Raw genomic sequence first — 18,413 nt, 5'->3', positions numbered from 1 at the left:
GCCGCTACCGGCTCTTCGCGAGCAGCTTCCGATACATCGACCGCTCATGCTCATCGAGCATGTCCGGATCGAGCATCTCGAGAGCGGCGGCGCGGGCCGCTTCCCCCATACGCTCCGCATAGGCCTTGTCGGAGACGAAGCGCGCGGTCGCCTCGGCGAGTGCCGGCGCGTCACCATAGGGCACCAGCTCCCCGGTCACCTGGCTTTTGATCAGCTCGCCCTGCCAGTCGATGTCATAGGCCGCGATCGGAGCGCCGCCGAGGGCCGCCTCCGACAGCGCTCGGCCGGTATGCGGCGACACGACCGCGGCGCATTGCGGGATCAGTTGGGCGAGGATGCCCTGGTCGACGCTGCCGGCGAAGATCATGTCGGCACCGACGCCGAGCTCCTCGCCCAGCGCGGCCATCTCGCCTTTCATCGTCCCGTCGCCGAGGAACAGCGCCTTGAGCTTGTGGCCTTGGCCATGGAGGTGGCCGAGGACTCGAACCACGTCCTGCGGCCGCTTCACCGGCTCGAGCCGCCCGATGTAGAGCAGGAAACCTCCCGGCTCGACACCGAGCCGGGCGCAGGCGTCGGCGCCGCCGTCGCGCCTCTCCGGCTCGACGAAATGGCGGCGGTCGATGAGGTTGCCGTAGCGAAACACCGTGGCGCGATCGGGCACCGCGCCATTGGCCAGGGCAAAATTGAGATTGTCCTGGTTGGCCCCGGCAGCGAGGTCGGCACGGCGGAACACGAACCGCTCGACCCGCTTCTCGACCGATCGCCGCCTGAACAGCCGCGGCATCATCGCCTGGCCGGTCTCCTCGTAGAATTTGTCGTGATTGCCGCCGACGCGCACCACGAAGGGGATGCCGGTCAGCCTCGCGAGGGCCCATGAGACGAGACCCGTGTAGAGCGGGTCCCCCGCGCGGATCACCGCGACCCGTTCCCGCCGGATCAACCGCAGGAGCCACCACATCAACCCGATCTGGGCCAGCAGGAAGTTGGGTACGAACAGGCGGCGGAGCTTCGCGAAGCGCCCGACTTTGCCCTCGACGAAGGTATGGCGGTCATTCAGCCTGTAGTGGACCGGCTTGCCGACGGGCGCCGTCCACTCATTCGACGTCGTGAGCGTGGCGACCGGGTGGACGCTCCAAACATGGCTGAAGAACCCGTCAAGGTCGCGGCAGGTGACGGAATCCTCGATCCCGCGGACCTTGATCGCCTCCATCGTGTAGGTGGTGTCGATGACGAGCAGCTTCTTCGCCGCGCCGTCGTCACGTTGCTCAACCCCCGTTGGGGAGACGTTCACTGCTTCCGCCATGCCATCAATCCCCGAACCGGGACTTGATGAATCGCGCCGGGATGCCTCCGACGATCGAGTTGGGCTCGGTAACCGACTTGGTCACGACCGCGCCGGCGGCGACGATGCTGCCCTCGGCGATCTTCACGCCGCCCAGGATGCAGACCTGGGCTCCGATCCAAACATTGGACCCGACCGCGATCGGATGAAGCGAAACCGGCTGCGCTTTGATCGGCAGGCTGGGGTCGCGATATTCATGTTCGGTGCTGATGAGCGAGGTGCCGTGCGCGATGGACACATAGTCCCCGATCTCGATGCCGCCCAGGCAGGAGAAGTTGCAGCCGCGGTTGATGCTGACGTGATCGCCGATCTTGAGGTGCCGCCAGTCGCCGAGATGGACGTCCGGGAACACCAGCAGGCCGACATGCTTCCGCCCCAGCATGACATTCAACAGGCGCCTCCTGATCCGCACATAGATCGGGAGCTCCTTCCTCATGATGCAGAGGTAGAGGAAGAAGCAGAGGCGGGCGGCGAATTTCGACAACATCTGCCTCACGAGCGGGACCTGATCACAACCTAACCTGCATCGGGAGCAGTCGCCAAGGCCGCGGCACGATCGGCGGGGTCGACGGGCGCGGCGCGCCCGAGATGCCGGCGGCGCGCAGCCACGACGAGGATGAGGATGAACGAGGCGGACTCGATCGCCATCAGGGTCGCCGCGACCATCAGGAACGAGCGCATGTCGAGGCCGCCCCACAAGGCGAACGCAAAGGCGGCGCCTTGCGCCAGCGCAGCCGCAAGGTTGTGCATGAACAGCCAGGCCGGCCGCTTGATGATGAACACCGCCGTCGCCACCGACACCGCGATGCTGCGAAGCGCGAGCATGGGCGCAAGAATGATCAGCACGTCTCCGACGAGCGCCCATTCCGCCCCCAGATAGATGTCGACGACGGCGCGCGCGAACAGCCAGATCGCGACGACCACGGCGCCGGTCACGACCGCCATCAGGGCGAGGTTGAGCTTCATCTGACCCCAGAAGGAGCCGGTCGCCTCCTGGGCGCGCGCCGCCTTCTGGAAGAAGACCTGCGACAGCGAGGTGCTGAACAATTCCATCGGGACGATCGTGATTCGGCTTGCCATCGCATAGACGCCGGCCGCGCGCGGCCCGTGCAGTGCGACCAGGAAGACGCTCAGGAGCTGAGCGGACCCCGCACCGATCACGGTTCCGGGCACATCTATCGCGATCTGCCTCCGGTAGCGCTGGAAGATCGCCTTCATCTGCCGTACCCGCGGCCGCCGCCAGCCAAGACCGCGCGCCGCAAGCGCGAGAGCGACGGCCTGGGCCAGGAAGCCGATGCAATAACCCAGGATCAGCCCCGCTGCGCCCCCGACCGCGACCGCGAGTCCGACCTGCGCAGCGACGGTTATGGCGGTCCTGACGACGACGGCGCGCGAGGAAGCGACATAGCGGTCGTGCCTCATCAGCAGCATCGACGAGGACGAGCAGAAGCCGGCGAGGAACACCGCTCCGCCGGCCAGGAACGCGACATAGGCCGGCTGGCTGCTATTCCAGACCAGGAAATACAGTCCGACCAGCGCGGTCGTCACCGTCGCCGTCAGCAGCGCCGCCGTGAGACAGACCCAGAGCACCGCGAAGCGGGATGCCCCGCGAACGGTCGGGATGATGACGTCGAAGCGCGCGCAGGCGAGCGCCGCGGGGATGGCGCAGATCGCGATGAACAGCGCGAAGAGCCCGTATTCCGCCGGCGAATAGAGCCGGGCGAGGAGCGGGTAGCTCAGCAGGTTTATCGCCTGGGCGAGCGCCGATCCCGAGAACAGGACCAGGAAGTGTTTGAAATAATCGGTCCAGTTCATGCTCGTCCCGCCGCAGCCCTGCTTAGTGGGCTGGCCTCTGCCCGTCGAGGCTCAGGCGCTGAGGTGGCGCAGGCCCTCTTCGTGCCGATCCGCCGCGGCTCGCACCACGGGACGCGGCTCGGCCATCAGGGCGAGGCAGATCGCAAAGAGCACCGAGATGGCGGCGGTGCGCAGCGGATAGTCGACGAGGCTGTGGGCGAGGATCGCGGCGACCGCGATGGTCGCGGCGCGGGCGAAATGGTCGGGCCGCTTTTGGCCGGCGCCCCAGATCGTCCAGGCGCGGCGGCCCCACCATGCGAGCAGGAGGAGGACGAGGATGATCCCCGGCACGCCGGTCTCGAGCGCGATCTCGGCAAGGTCGCTGTGCGCGTGGTTCATATAGGGCGGCTCGACCGCGCGATGGTCTTCGTGGGTCCGGTAGATGTCGACGAAGGTGCCGAGGCCCGAGCCGAGCGGCAGATGCTCGACCGCCGCGTTGCCGGTGATGGCGACCGACATGCCGCGGGATTCGCTGCTCGACCGCGCGGTTTCGGAGAAGGCGCCGCTGCCGAGCGGAGCGACGAAGATCGCCGCCACCGCTGCGATGGTGAGGACGGTTCCGATCACCGGCGCCCAGGCGGGCAGCGCCTTGCGGCGGTAGCGGACCAGCAGGATGCTGGCGCCGATCACCGGCACCGCCAGGCCGAGCCCGGCAAGCGACTGGTTGATGGCGAGGCCGACGAGGATGATCATCCCGACGCCGGCGATGATGACGATGATCCCGGACGAGCGCCGCATCGATTTCGAGCTCGATTGAGCGCCGTTGCCGAGCGCTTCGGCGTGAAGCGCTGCAAGGAATGGGATCACGCAAAGCAGCAGGGTCGCCATGTGGTTGCTGTTGGCGAAGAATCCGACGCCCTGTCCCCAGTTCGTCACCGAGTAGAAATAAAACGGGCTCTGAGCCCCCCCGGTCAGCTGCATCGCGCTGACCATCACCGCCGCCACCGTCACCGCGATCAGCGCCCAGGCGAGGTAGGGCGCGCGATAGGCGCCGAGCCGAAGGATTCCGAGCAACACCGCGAACGCCGGGAGCAGCCACAGCAGGCCCGCCAGGGCGCGCTCCGGCCTCAGCGACAGCGGCAGCCAAGGCACCGGCTGGCCGAGAAGCTCGAAACCCTCGGCGACCCGCTCGCGGCCCGGCAGCCCGCGCCACAGGCCCGGGGGCAATGGGATCAGCTGAATGAGCGCGAGGGCGATCATCGCCGCGGTGAGCCACAGCAGGGCCCGCGCCGCACGCGACATATTGCTCCGCGACGTCATCAGCGCGGCGACGATGATCGGCAAGGCCAGCAGCTGGAGCACCAGATTGGGCAGGAAGCCCGCCGCGCTGGCGCCGCCGAGCAGGATGCACAGCAGAAGATAGGCCGGCACAATGAAATGACGCAGGGTCACTGGCCGCCTCCGGCGCGCTGGAGCGACAGTTCGCTGATCTTGACCGCCTGGGTGGTCGGGAATTCGGCGGCGACGCCCTGCAGCCGCAGCCATTGGCCTTCGCAGCCGCTCGCCGGCACCGTGAACTCGACCGCGACGTCGCGAGGATTGTAGGTGATGTCGCGCAGCGGCTCGGCCGCGAGGACGGCGCCGCTGCCGCTGCATGCGACATTCCATTCGATTCGGCTGCCCTCACCGGTCGCGCTGCCCTCCGCGCGCATGGCGAGGCGGTAGCGGCCGGGCTGCAGCGCCAGCAGCTGGCTGGCGAGCGGGGCCGAGGCGCGGCCATAATATTCGACGTCGAGAGCGCCGCCCGCGGCGGGCTCCGCGACCCCGGCGCCGGATCCGCTCAACGCCCAGTTGAACGGCACCGGCCCCGGCCGGCCCTCGAACCGCGCGTCATAGACGAGCGGCGGAGTGCCGGAAATCCCGACCAGCCGCTGCCAGATCCGGTGCGCGCGCCGCACCTCGCCGCGGCGAACCATCATGTCCAGAACGGTCGCCTGCCAGCCGGTTGCCGCCGCGCCGGCCGCGCGCGGCTGCCGCGCGGCGAGCCGCAGGAGGTGCTCCGGGTCGAGATTCTGCTGGGCGAGGCGAACGATGACCGCCGCCATCAGGGGGTCGTCGCCGATCGCCGCGACCACCGCATCGGCGGTGGCGGGCGCCGCGGCGAGCCGGGCCAGCTCGGGCACCAGCAGCTGCTCGGCGCGCGGCACGAGGCGGACGATGACCGCGATCTCCTCGCTCGCCTCGGCGACGCGGTTGGTCTGAAGGTAGACTCCGAGCAGGGCGAGCCGGGCGAGGCGCAGGCGCGGGTCGCGGCGGCGCGCCTCGGTCAGCAGCCGCTCGGCACGGGCGAGATCCTGCTGCTCTAGCGCCTGCATGGCGAAGAACATGTAGGGCTCGGCCGACAAGGGCTCGCGCTTCGCGGCCTCGGCGATGCGAGGATAGAATTGCGCGGGAAGGCGCCCGCGGTTGCTCAGCAGCGCCTCGGCCGCCTCACGGAACACGATGTCCGGATGGTTCGCGTCGAGGCGCTGCGGAATGCCGGTCCGCAACGGGAAGGCACGCATCGCCGTGACGTTCACCGCCACCCAGCCGACGCCGATGGCGGCGACGATCAGGACCAGCAGCCTCGCCCACCACAGCGCGCCGCGGGCGCGCCGTCCCGCATCAGCCATTCTTCGACACGATCAGCCGGATCTCGCGTTCGCGACCTTCGACCGCGCTGTAGCGATAGGCTTCGTAGGAATAGCCGTAGCCGGCCGGATCGTGCTTGTAGCGGGTCAGCACCGCACCGACGACGTTGGCGCCGGCCTGGCGCAGGCGTCCGAGCGCTTCGGTGGCGGCGCGGGTGCGGGTCTTGCCGGCCTCGATGACCATCAAGGTGCCGCTCGCGATCGACGACAGCAGCGGCGTGTCGGCGAGGCCGAGGATCGGCGGGCTGTCGACGATGACCATGTCATATTGCGCGCTCGCCTCAACGAGGATCGCCTTGAGCCGCGGCGACGACAGCAGTTCGGCCGGGTTGGGCGGCAGCGGCCCGCACGGCAGCAGCCACAGGCCCTCGACGTCCGGCTTGACGACGTGGTCGGCGAGCGGGTCGCGGTTGGTCAGCAGGTTGGCGAGGCCGTCCGACTTCTCGCCGCCTGTGACGAAGGCCGGCTTGCGCATGTCGGCGTCGATCAACAGCACCTTGCGGCCGAGCCGGGCGAAGGACGAGGCCAGCGCCCAGGATGTCGTCGACTTGCCCTCGGACGGCCGCGTCGAGGTCACCAGCAGGACCTTGGGCGCCCCGCTTTCGGTGGTGAACTGGAGCGACGTCATCGCCGAGAAATAGGCTTCGCTTATGCCGGTGCTGGCATCGCCCAGCTCGTCCACCGCCTTCCCCTTGGAGACCGGAATGCCGCCGAGGAAAGCGAGGCGCAGCTTCTCGCGCACGTCGCCCGGGGTCTTGATCGTGTCGTTGATGAACTCGAGCAGCAGCGCGAGCGCGAGGCCGGTGATCGCGCCGAGCGCGAGACCGATCAGCACGTTCATCATCAGGTTCGGGCGGAAGGGCCCCGAGGGCACTTCGGCGCGGTCGACGATCGAGGCTTGGCTGGTACCGATGCCGCCGGCGACGCCGATCTCCTTGTAGCGCTGCAGCAGGGCATCGTAGAGCGCGCGGTTGGTGTCCACGTCGCGCTGCAGGATGTTGTACTGGATCGAGCGGCCGCGCAGGTTGAGCACCGCGCCGCGCAGCTGGTCGACGCGGGCCTGCAACGCGCGCTCCTCGGCGAGCGCGGCCTGATATTCGGAGCGCAGGGTGTTGACCCGGCCGGTGCGGACGGCGCCCGCCTCGTTCTGGATCGCCTGCTCGAGCGCCTGGATCTGGGCGCGCAGCTGGACCATCGCCGGATAGTCCGGCTGGAAGATCGCGAGCTGCTCCTGATATTGGGCGCGCAGGACCGCGAGCTGGTTGCGCAGCTGGGAGGTGCGCTCCACCCCTTCGGCGGTCGGGCCGGTCGACTGACCCTGGCGGAAGCGCTGCTCGGCGGCGATCCGGCGCGCCGTCGCCTCCGACAGTTCGCGGTTCAGGGCGACGAGCGTGTCGCCGGTCGGCGAGTTGGCGTCGGATGTCGTGCCGGCGCCGCCGCTTCCCGCGGCCGCGCTGGCGGTGTTGATGATGCCTTGCTGTTGGGCATAGGCGACGAGCTGGCGCTCGCTGTTCTCGAGCTCCTGGCGCACCGCGGCGATCTGCCGCTGCAGGAAGTCGCGGGCATAGGACGAGGCCTGGTAGCGCCGCTCGAGGCTCGAATTGATGAAGCTCTCGGCAAAGCCGTTGGCGACCCGCGCCGACAGCTGAGGGTCCTCCGATTCAAACGCGATCCGGACCAGCCGGCTCTCGCGATTGGGATCGATGGTGAGATTGCCCAGAAGCTCGTTGACGACGACGCGCTGGCGCACGTCGCGGCTCATCTCCTCCGACACCATGGCCGGGTTGGAGGCGAGATTGAGCTCCTGGCTCACCCGCTCGGCAAGCGCGCGGCTCTTGAGCAGGCCATATTGGGTCTCGAGATACTGGCGGTCGTTCTGCGCGCGCTGGACCTGCTGCTGGTTCTCCATCACCTCGACGACCGGCGGGTTCAGCTCCAGCACGGCGGTCGCGCGATAGGTCGGAGTCATCAGCAAGGTCACGATGACGCCGCCGGCGAGGCCCGCGGCGATCGCGCCGAGGATCAGCCAGCGCCACGCCCAGACGACGTTCCACAGCATGGCGAGGTTGATGTCCGATCCCGCCGGGGCCAGCGCATAGTCCGGCTGGTCCTGGAGCGGGTGCAGCGGCGTTCCCACGCGCGCCTGCTCGGCGATCGGCCACACGCCGCCGGCTCCCTTCGGTTCGATCTCGTTCTTGCCCATGGAGGAACTGCTGCCTGTTAAATGACGCGCCGGGCGTCGTCAGAAGGGACGGAAAATCGCGATGAGCGGGAGCGCCTGAAGGACGTCCTGGAAGATGCCTCGCCGCGTGTTGCTCTGCACGACGACGATGTCGCCGGGGTAGATGTCGGGATCCTGCATCGATCCATCGCGAATGCTGACCAGGTCGAAGGCCGCCGCCATGCGCTGCCCACCCACGCGGCGGAAGATGGCGATGCGCCGCGGATTGCCGTTGTCGGGGTCGATGCCCTGCGCCATCGCGACCGACTGAAGCAAGGTGGTCTGGCCGGTGAGCGGGAACACGCCCGGGTGGCGCACGCCGCCCTCGACGGTGACGTTGTTGTTGGTCGATTCGGTGACCGCGACGGTGACGTCGGGATCGCGCAGGTAGCGCTCGCCGAGCCGCCGGGCGACCTCGTCGCGCACCTCGGCGGTGGTCCGGCCGACCGCCTGGACGTTGCCGATCAGCGGCATCGAAAGGTTGCCGGACAGGTCGACGCGATATTCGCGCGACAGGTCCTCGACCCGGTAGACCGTCACCGCCAGCTTGTCGCCGGTGTTGATCCGGTAGTCGGCGGTCAGCATCGCGGCGCGCGGGGTGTCCGGCGCGGCGAGCGGCTGGGTCGCATAGGGGATCGAGCCGCCACGCTCGGCGGCGCAAGCCGTCACCAGCGCGGCTGCGAACAGGCACAATGACAGCCGCGCGATATCGCGGCTGAATGCCCGCAGGCGTTCGAACAAATTCCGCTGGCTCATGGTCCCCACACGCATCTTCACTTCGATTTCTCCCATTAGGAGCTAGTTCCGGACCGTGGCAAGTCTCGGCGTCCACGGTTCAAGACGTCATCAAGTCGTTTCGAACGCATCCTTGTCGGCCGTTGCCGAGAGGAAACGGCGCTCGCCGCCGTCGACCACGAGGGCGGTCAGCACCCCGCTGCGATAGGCGCCGGTGTCGATGCCGATGCGGTTTGGGAGCTCTTCTACCGAGTCCACGATGGTGTGTCCGTGGACGACGACGAAGCCGTGATCGCCGGTGTCGTGGAGGAAGGGCTCGCGAATCCAGCGCAGGTCGGCGCGGGTCTGCCGCTCGAGCGGAAGGCCGGGCCGGATGCCGGCATGGACGAACAGATAGTCGCCGAAGCGGAAGGTGTCGCCGAAGCTCTTGAGAAAGCGGCGATGCGCGTCCGGCACCTGCCGCCTGAGCAGCGCGATCGCCTGGTCCTCCGGCAGCGCGACGAGCTGGTCCGACGAGATTCCGTAGCTCTCCGCGCACTCGCGGCCGCCATAATCGAGCCAATTGTCGATGACGCCGCGCTCCCCGGCGAGCACGCGAAGGAAATATTCCTCATGGTTGCCGGACAGGAAGATCGGCTTGAGGCCGGGGCGCGAATAGGTGCGCAGCCGCTCGATCACCCCGGCCGAATCCGGGCCGCGGTCGATGAGGTCGCCGACGAAGACGAGGAACGCCTCCCTGACGGGACGGGCGTCGAGGTCCGCCTCGATCAGCCCGATCAGCCGGTCGAGCTGGGCGAGGCAGCCATGGACGTCGCCGACCGCATAGGCGCGGGCGCCGGGCTTGCCATGCGGGGCTTTCGGGCCGGAGCCGCCGCCGAGACCGCTTAGGAGCTTGCGAAGAAACATATTTTATCTGCGACGAGCCGGCCATGCCGACTCGCCACTTATCTCGCCTTCTGTCTGGACCGATCGTGCTTGCGTGAAGCCGCAATCGGTCAGCCGGCCCCCGGTCGCCGGCTCCATCGTACCCGCAACCAAATGTCAAGCACTTAGCCCCAGAAGGGGCGGGAGAGGTTGGCGCGGCGTCGTGCTTCGCCGCTCTCGCGAAAAGGGACGCCGCCGTCGGCCCGACGGGTCGCGGCGGTAGCGTGACGGCATGAAGCGAATGCTCTCGCCGCGGCGGTGGGAAGATCGGACCGACCTGGCGACGCGGCTCGCTCCGCGCGCGTTCGCACGCCCGTGGGGCCGCGCGGTGCTGCCGTCTGTCTTCGCCGGCTTCGAACGTCCTCACGAGACGATCGGCGAGATCTGGCATGAGGAGTCCGGTCCGGGCGAGTGTCGCCTGCTGGTCAAGCAACTGTTCACCGCCGAACTCCTTTCGGTCCAGGTCCACCCCGACGCCAGCCAGGCGGAGGCGCGCGGCCTGCCGTGCGGCAAGGACGAGGCCTGGCTGATCCTCGACGCGGAGCCGGGGGCGGTGATCGGCCTCGGCCTCAAGCGACCGGTCGCTGCCGACGACCTGCGCGAAGCGGCACGCGACGGGTCGATCGAGCAACTGGTCGACTGGCGCCCGGTCGCACCGGGCGACGTGCTCGCCTGCCCGGGCGGCACCATCCACGCCATCGGCGGCGGCATCAGCCTGATCGAGGTCCAGCAGAATCTGGACCTCACCTACCGGCTCTACGATTATGGCCGGCCGCGCGAGCTCCATCTCGACGATGCGGTCGCGGTCGCTGTCGCCGGTCCGGCGCCGCCGGCGCCCGCGGCGCGGCGTCTCGGCGAGGGCCGCGAGCTTCTGCTCGCGGGCGACAGTTTCGTGCTGGAACGGTGGCGGCTGGGCTCGCCCGTCCTTGTCGACGGCCGCGCCACCGAATTGCTGCTGATCCCGCTCGCGGACGCCGGCCGCATCGACGCCGCGCCGCTCAGGGCCGGCGAGGTCTGGCGGGTTCCCGCACTCTCCGCGCTGGAGCCCGCGGCGGGGCTCGACCTGCTGGTCGCCTATGCCGGGTGCGAGGTCAGGACCGACCTTCTGCGCTAGAGCTTGGTCCGCAGGGTCCACAATTCCGGAAAGGCGCGCTTGCCGATCGTGGACTGGAGGTAGGAGACGCCGGCCGTGCCGCCGGTGCCGCGCTTGAAGCCGATCACCCGCTCGACGGTGATCGCATGCTTGTGGCGCCAGGTCGCGGTGGCGTCGTCGATGTCGACCAGCTTCTCGGCGAGCTGGTAGAACACCCACCATCGCTCGGGATCGCGGTAGATGGTCGCCCACGCGTCCTCGACCTGCTCGTTCGGCACATAGGCCTGAGTCCAGTCGCGCTCGATCGCCTCGGACGGCAGTTCAAAGCCGGCGCGGGCGAGCGCGCGGTTGGCCTCGTCCCACAGGCTGGGCGACTGATAGGCCTCCTCGAGCGCCGCGCGCGCCGCCGAACCTTCCGGCTGGAAGCGCAGGTGGCCGGCATCCTTGAAGCCGAACAGGAACTCGATCTGGCGGAACTGCGCCGACTGGAAGCCGCTCGACGTGCCGAGCACCCCGCGGAACTTGAGATAGTCGGCCGGGGTCATGGTCGACAATATGTCCCAGCTCAGAGTCAGCACCGCCTGGATGCGCGACACGCGCGACAGGATCTTGTGGACCTCGGTGAGCCGGTCGCCTCGGATCAGCTCGGCCGCCGCTTTCAATTCGGCGACCATCTGCTTGAGCCACAGCTCTTTGGTCTGGTGGATGATGATGAACAGCAGCTCGTCATGATGCTCGGACTGCGGGTTCTGGGCGGCGAGCAGCTGGTCGAGGCCCAGATAGTCGCCATAGGTCATGTCGTCGGCTGATTTCATGCCGCCGGTGTATCCGCCCGCGATGCGCATGCAAGGGGCTGTGCGCGGCTCGCCGCCGTCGCTACCACCCCGCTGCGAAAGGAATTCGGGTGGACTGGGCGGCGATCAAGACGGTGATCACGGGCGAGACCGGCCTCAGCCGCGACGCGCTTCACCTGCTGGTCGGCATCGGGCTCTATCTTCTGCTCGTCGCCATGCTTCCGCGCGGGGCGCCGCGCTGGCTTGCCTGGCTGGTGGTGCTGGCGGCGGCGCTCGCCAACGAATGGGCCGACTATCTCCACGAGACCTGGCCCGGGCAGGGCAGCGAGACCGCCAAGGACCTCGCGACGACCATGGCGATGCCGAGCCTGCTGCTGCTCGCCGGCCGCTTCGCGCCGCATCTCCTGGTGCGGCCGGAACCGTCCGATGGTATGGAGCCGATGGGGGACCAGGCGCCTTCGGGCGACTGAACATGCGTGCTGCCAGCTTGGAGTGACGCCATGTCCGCGCTGCGTATTGTCCCCGCCTCCGCAATCGCCCTGGCCCTCGCGGCGTGCAACGGAGGCGGCGGTGGCGGCAATCCTCCCCCGCCCCCGAATCCCGCCAACAGCGCACCGGCCTTCACGTCCCCGGCCACCGCGGCCGCGCCCGAGAACAGCGCCGGCACCTTCTACCAGGCGACCGCCACCGACCCGGACGGGCAGGCCCTCACTTTCTCCGTTGCCGGCGGTGTCGACCAGGGCGATTTCAGGATCACCGCGGCGGGCGCCTTGTCGTTCGTGACTCCGCCCGACTTCGAGGCACCGGCCGACTCCGACGCGAACAATGTCTATCAGGTGACGATCGCGGTCTCAGACGGGCAGGCGACGACAACCCTGCCGCTCACCGTGACGGTGACCAATGTCGGACCCGACGCCTTTCGCATCGCGCGCGTCGGCGCCGGCTTCGTCCAGCCTTTGTTCGTGGCTCCGGTGCCGGACAATACAGGCCGGGTCTTCGTGGTCGAGCGGACCGGCCGAATCCGAATCCTCAACCCCGCCACCGGGGCGATTGCCGCCCAGCCCTTCCTCGACCTGTCAGGGCAGATCCTCACCGACGGCGAGCGCGGCCTCCTCGGCTTCGCCACCGCGCCCGATTTCGCGACCAGCGGCGCCTTCTACGTCTATCTGATCGGGCTCACCGGCAACAGCGAGGTGCGCCGCTACCGGGTCCAGGCGGGCAATCGCGACCTCGCCAACCCCGCCAGCGCCGACCTCGTCCTGACCTTCGCGCAGCCGCCCGGCTTCAACAACCACAAGGGCGGCTGGATCGGCTTCGGCAATGACGGCTTCCTCCATATCGCCTCGGGCGACGGCGGCGGCGGCGGCGATCCGCTCAACAACGCGCAGAACACCGGCAATCTGCTCGGCAAGATCCTGCGCATCGACGTCGGCGGCGATGCCTTCCCGGCGGATGACGAGGCCGACTATCGCATTCCCGCCAACAACCCGTTCGCCGCCGGCGGCGGGCGCGGCGAGATCTGGGCCTATGGCCTGCGCAATCCGTTCCGCGCCAGCTTCGACCCCGTCACCGGCCATTTGTGGATCGGCGACGTCGGCCAAGGCGCACGCGAGGAGATCGACCTGATGCGCCCGCAGGACGGCGGCGCCAATTTCGGCTGGCGGATCCTCGAGGGCACCCAGCCCTTCGGCGGGTCGCCGACGGCCGGCCTCACCCCGCCGGTCGCGGAATATGCGCACGGCACAGGCCCGCGGCAGGGCAATTCGGTGACCGGCGGCTACGTCTATCGCGGACCGGTGGAGAGCCTGCAGGGCCAATATATCTTCGGCGATTTCGTCACCGGCAACATCTGGTCGCTGGCGATCCGCGAGCTGATGCTGGGCACCACCCTGTTCAGCGACCGCTTCATCCTGCGCCGCGCCGATTTCACGCCCAATGCCGGCGCGATCGGCAACATCTCCAGCTTCGGAATCGACCAGGCGGGCAACCTCTACATCGTCGATTTCGACGGCGAGATCTTTCGGGTCGAGGCGCAATAGCCTCTAACGCGCGCTCCTGAGCAGACGCGCGCGCTCCTCGCGCGCCACCGCCTCGAGCGGGTGGCCCGGATGGCGCGCGATGAACAGGTCGTAGGCCGCGACCGTACGCGCCTTGCGCGCGGCGTCGAGCTCCTCCTGGATCGCGATATTGCCGTCGCGCGCGGGCGCGATCTCCTTCGCGGAAGGCGGTGTGTCGGGCGTCGTCGCCTCCATGCTCAATGCTGCCGCCGTGGCGGCGAGCAGTCCGATCATCACGTTCATCATGGCCTCTCCGGACCGTCCGGACCTCTAGAAGATGAAGTCCGTGGCGGCGATGCTGGTTCCATTGACGATGATATGCAGGTCAGCGAGGCCGTTGCCGTCGACGTCTGCGTAGACATTCACGCCGTTGGCATCGACCGCGTAGCGCAGCTGGCCGGCGACCCCGGTGAAGGCGCTGGTGCCGATGAAGCTGAACGCGTCATCCGCCGTCGTGCCGCTGATCGCGTCGATCGCCGACAGGTCGATCCTGTCGCTGCCCTGCACGAAATCGAGAATCTGGTCCGGGTTGGACATCTGCGCGTCGCCGGCCGCTTTCCAGGCGAAGATGTCCGCGCCGCCACCGCCGGTGAGCTCGTTGCGGGCCTGGTTCGCGATCAGCGTGTCGTTGCCGCTGCCGCCGATCGCATTCTCTATCAGCGAGCGGGTGTCGCCGTTGAACAGCAGCGCGTTGGCGACGTTGCCGCGCGCGAAATTGCCGTCGCCGAGATTGGCGAGCTGGACCTGCGACGTGATCGTCCACTCGCCCGGCCGCAGATCGATGGTCACGGCGTTCGAGTAGCCCGACAGATTGTAGGTGTCGGTGCCGCCGCCGTCCCAGACCGTCTGGAACACGCGGTTGCCGCCCGGCGTCCACTGCGTGACGCCGTTGATCAAGAAGGCGCCGCTGGTCGGGCTCCAGCTGTAGACCGAGTTCCCGGACTGCGCGTTGAAATTGGCGCCATAGACCTTTTGCAGCGCGCCGATGTCGTACATCATGAAGCTCTGGGCGAAGCCCCAGGTCTCGTTGCTATAGCCACCCTCGACGTCCGCGCCGATATAGCCGCGATAGGTCATGATGGAGAATTCCATCGAATCGCGGTCGGGGCTCAGCGCCGGCGAGTCATGGCCGTGCTTGAGGCCCATCGCGTGGCCGATCTCGTGCAGAAAGGTCATGTAGCCATAGCCGCCCGCCACCGGATTATCGAAGCGGGGCAGGCCGCCGCTCTCCGGCGCGCTGTTGCGGAACCATACGTCGCCGCCGTCGCCCAGGCCCGGATAATAAGCATGGGCGGTTCCTGGGTCGTCGCTCTGCGCGAGGCGGATCTGGGCGGATCCAGGCGTGGCGACATTCTCGCTGAACACGAGGCCGGTATAGTGCGCGATCATCGCAAAGGTGGTCACGGTGGCCGCGCGCTGCGCAGCGTTCAGCGTCTCGAAATTGGTGTCGCGCTCCGGAGTCCCTTCAGTGCCCGGATATTGGCTCGGGTCGGTCGGGAAGCCGTAGGTGATGGTCGACGTGTTCCACCGCGAGCCGGAGATGAGCGCGTCGATATTCTCCTGGTCGATGACGGACTGCGGCACCGACGGCCCGATGCTGAGATTGATCGTGTAGGCACCGCTCGAGGTGGGCGTGCCGTCCGCCTCGTACGAGCGGATCTGGAACGTGTAGGTTCCGTCGACCGACGCCCGGAAGCGGACCAGCGAATCGAGATTGTGGCTGATCCCCGAATGAGCCGACGAGCCCGCGTCAAAGCTCACCGAATCGTCATTTTCTGCAATCAGGGTGCCGGATGGCCCGAACACGCGCAGGAACGCGTCGAGCGAGTTGGTGCCGTCGACGTCGAGGATCAGCAGCTCGCCGGCCTTCAGCGTGATGCTGAAATAGTCGCTGTCGCCGAGCGGCGAGATGTTGCCGTTGATCTGCACCGACGGCAGGCTCTGGTCCTCGAGGTTGGGATTGGGCGCGACCGCGAGCTGCGAGCGCAGGATCGTCTGCGCCTGAGCGATTCCGTCATTGGCCGCGCTCGTCTCGGCGATGATCGGAGTCGCTCCGACGCTCTCGTTCACGTCGGTGACCGTCACGGTGACGCCGCGGGTGGCGGCGAGGCTGCCGTCGCTGGCCTGAACCGAGAAGGAATAGCTGCTGCGCGCCTCGAAATCGGGCGACTGGATGAAGCGGACCGCGCCGCTCGCGTCGATCGTGAACGAGGCCGCGTCGGCGCCGCTCAGCGTATAGGCAAGGGGATTGCCGTCGGGATCGCTGGCGAGGACCTGATAGACCACGGTCGAGGTCGGGCTGTTCTCGGCGATCGTCGCGGTGGTGCCGGAGGTGATCACCGGCGCCTCGTTGACGTCCTGGACGGTGAGCGTGACGCCCTGCGCGTCGGTGCCGCCGAGGCCGTCGTCGGCATGGACGGTGAAGCTGTAGCTGCTGCGCGCCTCGAAATTGGCCGAGGAGAGCAGCCGCACCGCACCGTTCGAATCGATGCTGAGCAGCGCCGCGTCGGCCCCGCTCAGGCGATAGCTGATCGGGTTGCCGTCGGGGTCGCTGGCGACAGCCTGATAGACGATCGTCGACGCCGCGCTGTTCTCGGCGACCGACGCAGCGGCGCCGGACGTGATCACCGGCGCCTCGTTGACGTTCTGGATGGCCAGCGTGACCGGCTGGGCGGTGGTGCCGCCGCGACCGTCCTCGGCATGGACGGTGAAATTGTAGCTGCTGCGCGCCTCGAAATTGGCCGACGAGAGCAGCCGTACCGCACCCGAGACGACGTCGATGCTGAGCAGCGCCGCGTCGGGGCCGCTCAGGCGGTAGGTCACCGGATCGCCGTCCGGATCGCTGGCGACCGTTTGGTAGACGATGGTCGCGGTCGAGCTGTTCTCGGCGACGCTTGCGGTGCTGCCGGAGGTGATCGCCGGCGCCCGATTGATCGGAGCGGCGACCGCGCCGTCGATGTCGCCGACGACGAGGCCGTTGCCGACGACGCGGATGTGCATGTCGGCGATGCGGTCGCCGTTGAGGTCGGCGTAGAGGTCGAACACCGAACCGGACTGGACGTAGCGCAGCTCGCCCGCGCGGCCGCTGAAGCCGGCCGCGCCGATGAAGAGAAACGAGTCGCGGGCACCGGTTAGGCTGTTGGCGTCGATCGCGGCGAGATCGATCGTGTCGAGGCCGGTTTCGAAGTCCCGGGCCGTGTCGAACGCGCCGACCGCGGAATGCGCCGCGGCGGTGAAGCGGAAGATGTCCGCTCCGGTTCCGCCTTCCAGGATGTCCTGCCCGGCGCCGCCGTCGAGAATGTCGTTGCCGCCATAGCCGCGCAGCGTATCGGCGCCCGCGCCGCCGGACAGCGTGTTGGCGCCTTCGTTCCCGGCAAGGCTGTTGTTGAGCTCGTTGCCGGTGAGGTTGATGGCCGCGGTGCCGGCCCCATTGCTGGTCGAGAGGACCTCGACATGCTGGCCGGCCGTGAGCGCGTAGCTGACGCTGGCATAGACGATGTCGAGGCCGGCATTCGCGCCTTCCCGAACCACGTCCGAGGCGGAATCCACGAAATAGAGGTCGTTGCCGAGCCCGCCCTCCATAAGGTCGATGCCCGCGCCGCCATCTAGGCGATCGTCGCCGCCATAGGCGCGCAGAGTGTCGTTACCGGCGCCGCCGTTCAGCACGTTGACGCCCTCGGTCCCGCCGATGCTGTTGTTCAGCTCGTTGCCGGTCAGATCGATCCTGGCGGTGCCGGCGCCATTCTCCGCCGCCAGCAGCTCGACATGCTGGCCGGCCCTCAGCGCATAGCTGACCCGCGCATAGACGATGTCGAGCCCGCCGTTCAGGCCCTCCCGGACGATGTCCAGGGGAGAGTCGACATAATAGATGTCGTTGCCGAGCCCGCCCTCCATGAGGTCGTTGCCGAGCCCGCCATCCAGGCGATCATCGCCGCCATAGCCGCGCAGGGTGTCGTCGCCGGCGCCCCCGTTCAGCACGTTAACGCCTTCGGTTCCGGCAATGCTGTTGTTCAGCTCATTGCCGGTCAGATCGATTCTGGCGGTGCCGGCGCCGTTCTCCGCCGCCAGCAGCTCGACATACTGCCCGGCCGTCAGCGTGTAGCTGACCCGGGCATAGACGATGTCGAACCCCGCCCCGATCCCTTCCCGGACGATGTCCTGTGCCGAGTCCACATAATAAATGTCGTTGCCAAGGCCGCCTTCCGCGATGTCGTTGCCAGCCCCGCCGTCGAGGCGGTCGTCGCCGCCATAGCCCCGCAGATAGTCGGCGCCGGCGCCGCCGTTCAGCACGTTGACGCCTTCGTTCCCCGCAATGCTGTTGTTCAGCTCGTTCCCGGTCAGGTCGATCCTGACGGTGCCGGCGCCACTCTGTGCGGCCAGAACCTCGACATGCTGCCCGGCTCTCAGCGCATAATTGACGGTTGCATAGACGATGTCCAATCCGGCGTTCAGGCCCTCCCGGACAACGTCCAGGGAGGAATCCACATAGTATAGATCGTCGCCGAGACCACCTTCCAGAATGTCGTTGCCGGCCGCGCCGTCGATGCGGTCGTTACCGTCGAGACCTTGGATATGATCGTCCTGCGGCGTGCCCGTCAGAAAGTCGTTACCCGTCGTACCAACCATAACGGCCATCATTCTCTCCTGGCGGGCGTCGTACCGTCATCGCCTCGAACACGGCGCGGCGTCAAAGTCTCAATGCGCGGGGTCCCTGTTGCAGGGTCTGTTCTCATGCCGCGTCGCCGGCTGGATCGACCCGCTGC

At 68.1% G+C, this 18,413-nt stretch carries 14 protein-coding genes; 3 read left to right on the top strand and 11 right to left on the bottom strand.

The features are described from left to right. Positions 1-4: 4 nt before the first annotated feature. From G7B71_RS01985 to G7B71_RS01950, 8 genes are all read right to left on the bottom strand, one after another. Positions 5-1,303: a glycosyltransferase gene (locus G7B71_RS01985; RefSeq protein WP_166037315.1), complete on the bottom strand. Its 1,299-nt coding sequence runs from the start codon at positions 1,301-1,303 to the stop codon at positions 5-7. Between the two features lie 4 nt (positions 1,304-1,307). Beyond that, a complete protein-coding gene (locus G7B71_RS01980) occupies positions 1,308-1,724 on the bottom strand; it encodes an acyltransferase (RefSeq protein ID WP_243406055.1) in 417 nt (138 codons plus the stop codon). A gap of 134 nt (positions 1,725-1,858) precedes the next feature. After that, positions 1,859-3,157, bottom strand: a complete 1,299-nt coding sequence (locus G7B71_RS01975) for an oligosaccharide flippase family protein (protein ID WP_166037311.1) — start codon at positions 3,155-3,157, stop codon at positions 1,859-1,861. Between the two features lie 51 nt (positions 3,158-3,208). Then, complete coding sequence (locus tag G7B71_RS01970; protein ID WP_243406050.1) at positions 3,209-4,588, bottom strand: O-antigen ligase family protein; 1,380 nt, start codon at positions 4,586-4,588, stop codon at positions 3,209-3,211. Next, positions 4,585-5,808, bottom strand: coding sequence for a tetratricopeptide repeat protein (locus G7B71_RS01965; protein WP_166037309.1), 1,224 nt, complete (start codon positions 5,806-5,808; stop codon positions 4,585-4,587). Before G7B71_RS01965 ends, G7B71_RS01970 begins: the two co-directional genes overlap by 4 nt. Continuing rightward, positions 5,801-8,029 carry a polysaccharide biosynthesis tyrosine autokinase gene (locus tag G7B71_RS01960; protein WP_166037307.1) on the bottom strand — a complete coding sequence of 743 codons (2,229 nt, stop codon included), beginning with the start codon at positions 8,027-8,029 and terminating at the stop codon, positions 5,801-5,803. The genes G7B71_RS01965 and G7B71_RS01960 overlap by 8 nt, the downstream gene beginning before the upstream one ends. Positions 8,030-8,068: 39 nt before the next feature. Beyond that, positions 8,069-8,818: a polysaccharide biosynthesis/export family protein gene (locus tag G7B71_RS01955; RefSeq protein WP_243406054.1), complete on the bottom strand. Its 750-nt coding sequence runs from the start codon at positions 8,816-8,818 to the stop codon at positions 8,069-8,071. A 75-nt stretch (positions 8,819-8,893) separates the two neighbouring features. Next, positions 8,894-9,688 (bottom strand): metallophosphoesterase family protein, encoded by a 795-nt coding sequence (locus G7B71_RS01950; protein ID WP_166037303.1) that lies wholly within the window; start codon positions 9,686-9,688, stop codon positions 8,894-8,896. Between the two features lie 250 nt (positions 9,689-9,938). Between G7B71_RS01950 and G7B71_RS01945 the strand changes: the two genes are divergently transcribed. After that, complete coding sequence (locus tag G7B71_RS01945) at positions 9,939-10,820, top strand: class I mannose-6-phosphate isomerase (RefSeq protein ID WP_166037301.1); 882 nt, start codon at positions 9,939-9,941, stop codon at positions 10,818-10,820. On the opposite strand, the gene G7B71_RS01940 is transcribed toward G7B71_RS01945, so the two are convergent. After that, positions 10,817-11,614: a tryptophan 2,3-dioxygenase family protein gene (locus G7B71_RS01940; protein ID WP_166037299.1), complete on the bottom strand. Its 798-nt coding sequence runs from the start codon at positions 11,612-11,614 to the stop codon at positions 10,817-10,819. The genes G7B71_RS01945 and G7B71_RS01940 overlap by 4 nt on opposite strands. Positions 11,615-11,703: 89 nt before the next feature. Between G7B71_RS01940 and G7B71_RS01935 the strand changes: the two genes are divergently transcribed. Beyond that, complete coding sequence (locus tag G7B71_RS01935) at positions 11,704-12,063, top strand: hypothetical protein (protein ID WP_166037297.1); 360 nt, start codon at positions 11,704-11,706, stop codon at positions 12,061-12,063. Positions 12,064-12,093: 30 nt separating this feature from the next. Next, a complete protein-coding gene (locus G7B71_RS01930) occupies positions 12,094-13,632 on the top strand; it encodes a PQQ-dependent sugar dehydrogenase (RefSeq protein WP_166037295.1) in 1,539 nt (512 codons plus the stop codon). A 3-nt stretch (positions 13,633-13,635) separates the two neighbouring features. On the opposite strand, the gene G7B71_RS01925 is transcribed toward G7B71_RS01930, so the two are convergent. Both G7B71_RS01925 and G7B71_RS01920 read right to left on the bottom strand, forming a co-directional pair. After that, entirely contained in the window at positions 13,636-13,893 is a 258-nt protein-coding gene (locus G7B71_RS01925) for a hypothetical protein (protein WP_166037293.1), read from the bottom strand. Between the two features lie 27 nt (positions 13,894-13,920). Further along, a complete protein-coding gene (locus G7B71_RS01920) occupies positions 13,921-18,285 on the bottom strand; it encodes a M10 family metallopeptidase C-terminal domain-containing protein (protein ID WP_166037291.1) in 4,365 nt (1,454 codons plus the stop codon). Between the last annotated feature and the right edge of the window lie 128 nt (positions 18,286-18,413).

The sequence above is a fragment of the Sphingosinicella sp. YJ22 genome (assembly GCF_011320075.1).
In the GTDB taxonomy this organism is placed as follows: Bacteria; Pseudomonadota; Alphaproteobacteria; order Sphingomonadales; family Sphingomonadaceae; genus Allosphingosinicella.
The sequence above is the reverse complement of the archived record's forward strand: the minus strand, read 5'-3'. Positions and strand labels throughout refer to the sequence as shown.